The 2,772-nt window shown below is 49.5% G+C and carries 1 protein-coding gene; it reads left to right on the forward strand.

Going from position 1 to position 2,772, the window contains the following annotated elements; all coding sequences use genetic code 11:
* A partial coding sequence (locus J678_RS0104765) for an Ig-like domain-containing protein (protein ID WP_228132397.1) occupies positions 1 to 2,772 on the forward strand: 2,772 nt, incomplete at both ends.

The raw sequence follows: 2,772 nt of genomic DNA on the forward strand, positions 1-2,772 counted from the left end.
GATGGTACAACAGCGACTGTAGTTGCAGGCCCGGATGGTAAATGGACAGTACCAAACCCAGGTGATCTTAAAGATGGAGACAAAGTTACAGTTGTTGCAACTGACCCAGCGGGTAACCCATCAGCACCATCAACTGGTACAGTAGATGCGGTTGCACCAGCAGTAACTGTAACAACCACATTAACCAATGACAGCACACCTGTGTTAAGCGGTACAGTGAACGATCCAATAGCGAAAGTTGTGGTGACTGTAGATGGTGTGAACTACCCGGCAACCAATAATGGTGATGGCACCTGGACCCTTGCAGACAATACACTTCCAGTGTTGACAGACGGTCCACATACTGTGACTGTGACAGCAACCGACCCGGCAGGTAATGTGGGTACAGGCAATGCTGTGGTAACTGTAGATACGACAGCACCAGGTGCACCGGTACTTGATCCAATCAATGCAACTAATCCTGTAACAGGTACAGCAGAACCTGGTTCAACAGTTAAGGTCACTTTCCCAGATGGTACAACAGCGACTGTAGTTGCAGGCCCGGATGGTAAGTGGACAGTACCAAACCCAGGTGACCTGACTGATGGTCAAACAGTAACAGCGACAGCGACTGACCCAGCGGGCAACCCGTCAGTACCTGGCACAGGTGTAGTAGATGCAGTTGCCCCAACAGTTGCAGTGACAACAGCATTAACCAATGACAGTACACCTGCATTAACCGGTACAGTAAATGATCCAACTGCGAAAGTTGTGGTGACTGTAGATGGTGTAAACTACCCGGCAACCAATAATGGTGATGGCACTTGGACCCTTGCAGACAATACACTTCCAGTGTTGACAGACGGTCCGCATACGGTGACTGTGACAGCGACTGACCCGGCAGGTAATGTAGGTACAACTAATGCTGTGGTGACTGTAGATACCACTGCGCCAAATGCACCGGTACTTGATCCAATCAATGCAACTAATCCTGTAACAGGTACAGCAGAACCTGGTTCAACAGTTACCGTGAGCTTCCCGGATGGTACAACAGCGACAGTAGTTGCAGGCCCGGATGGTAAGTGGACAGTACCAAACCCAGGTGACCTGACTGATGGTCAAACAGTAACAGCGACAGCGACTGACCCAGCGGGTAACCCGTCATTACCTGGCACAGGTGTAGTAGATGCAGTTGCCCCAACAGTTGCAGTAACAACAGCATTAACCAATGACAGTACACCTGCATTAGCCGGTACAGTGAACGATCCGACAGCGAAAGTTGTGGTGACTGTAGATGGTGTGGATTATCCAGCGGTGAACAATGGTGATGGCACCTGGACCCTTGCAGACAATACACTTCCAGTGTTGACTGACGGTCCGCATACTGTGACTGTGACAGCAACTGACCCGGCAGGTAATGTAGGTACAACTAATGCTGTGGTAACTGTCGATACGACAGCGCCGACAGTTGGTTTAAGTGATGTCACCACCAATGACAGTACACCTGAATTAACAGGTACAGTGAACGATCCAACTGCGACAGTTGTGGTGACTGTAAATGGTGTGAACTATACTGCGGTGAACAATGGCAATGGTAGTTGGACCCTTGCAGACAATACACTTCCAGTGTTGGCAGATGGTCCACATACTGTGACTGTGACAGCAACCGACCCGGCAGGTAATGTAAGTACAACCAGTGCAGTCGTGACTGTAGATACTGCAGCAGCGAACTTGCTTGGTCCGATTACAGTACCGGATGACTTAAATGCTGATGGCTTCATCAATACATCAGAACTTGGCACAGACGGCAGCTTTAATGCCCGTGTAGCATTGGGTCCAGATGCAGCGGTAGGTACTGTTGTGAATGTTAACGGCACTGACTACACAGTGAGTGCAACTGACTTAAGCAATGGCTATATCACAGCAGCGATTCCTGTAACAGCGGATGGCCCAATTACCATCCATGCCCAAGCAGTGGATTCACAAGGTCATATCAGCAGCCCGACAGATGTCACTGTAACTGTGGATACCACACCAGCGAACTTGCTTGGTTCGATTACAGTACCGGATGACTTAAATGCTGACGGTATCATCAATGCATCAGAACTTGGCACAGACGGTAGCTTCAATGCGCGTGTAGCGTTGGGTCCAGATGCAGCGGTGGGTACTGTTGTGAATGTTAATGGCACTGACTATACAGTGAGTGCAACTGACCTTGGCAATGGCTATATCACAGCAGCGATTGCTGTAACAGCAGATGGCCCAATTATCATCCATGCACAAGCAGTGGATGCGCAAGGCAACATCAGCAGTCCAACAGATGTCACTGTAACTTTAGATACGACAGCGCCGACAGTTGCTTTAAGTGATGTAACCACAAATGACAGTACGCCTGAATTAACAGGTACAGTGAACGATCCAGCAGCGACTGTTGTCGTGACTGTAAATGGTGTGGACTATACTGCGGTGAACAATGGTAACGGTACCTGGACACTTGCAGACAATACACTTCCAGTGTTGGCTGACGGTCCGCATACTGTGACTGTGACAGCAACCGACCCTGCAGGTAATGTGGGCACAGGTAGCGCGGTCGTGACTGTAGATACTGCAGCAGCGAACTTGCTTGGTCCGATTACAGTACCGGATGACTTAAATGCTGATGGCATCATCAATGCATCAGAACTTGGCACAGATGGCAGCTTTAATGCCCGTGTAGCGTTGGGTCCAGATGCAGTGGTAGGCACAGTCGTAAACGTTAACGGCACTGACTACACAGTAAGTGCAACTGACTTG

The organism is Acinetobacter sp. 1424608, from assembly GCF_000588255.1.
In the GTDB taxonomy this organism is placed as follows: domain Bacteria; phylum Pseudomonadota; class Gammaproteobacteria; order Pseudomonadales; family Moraxellaceae; genus Acinetobacter; species Acinetobacter nosocomialis.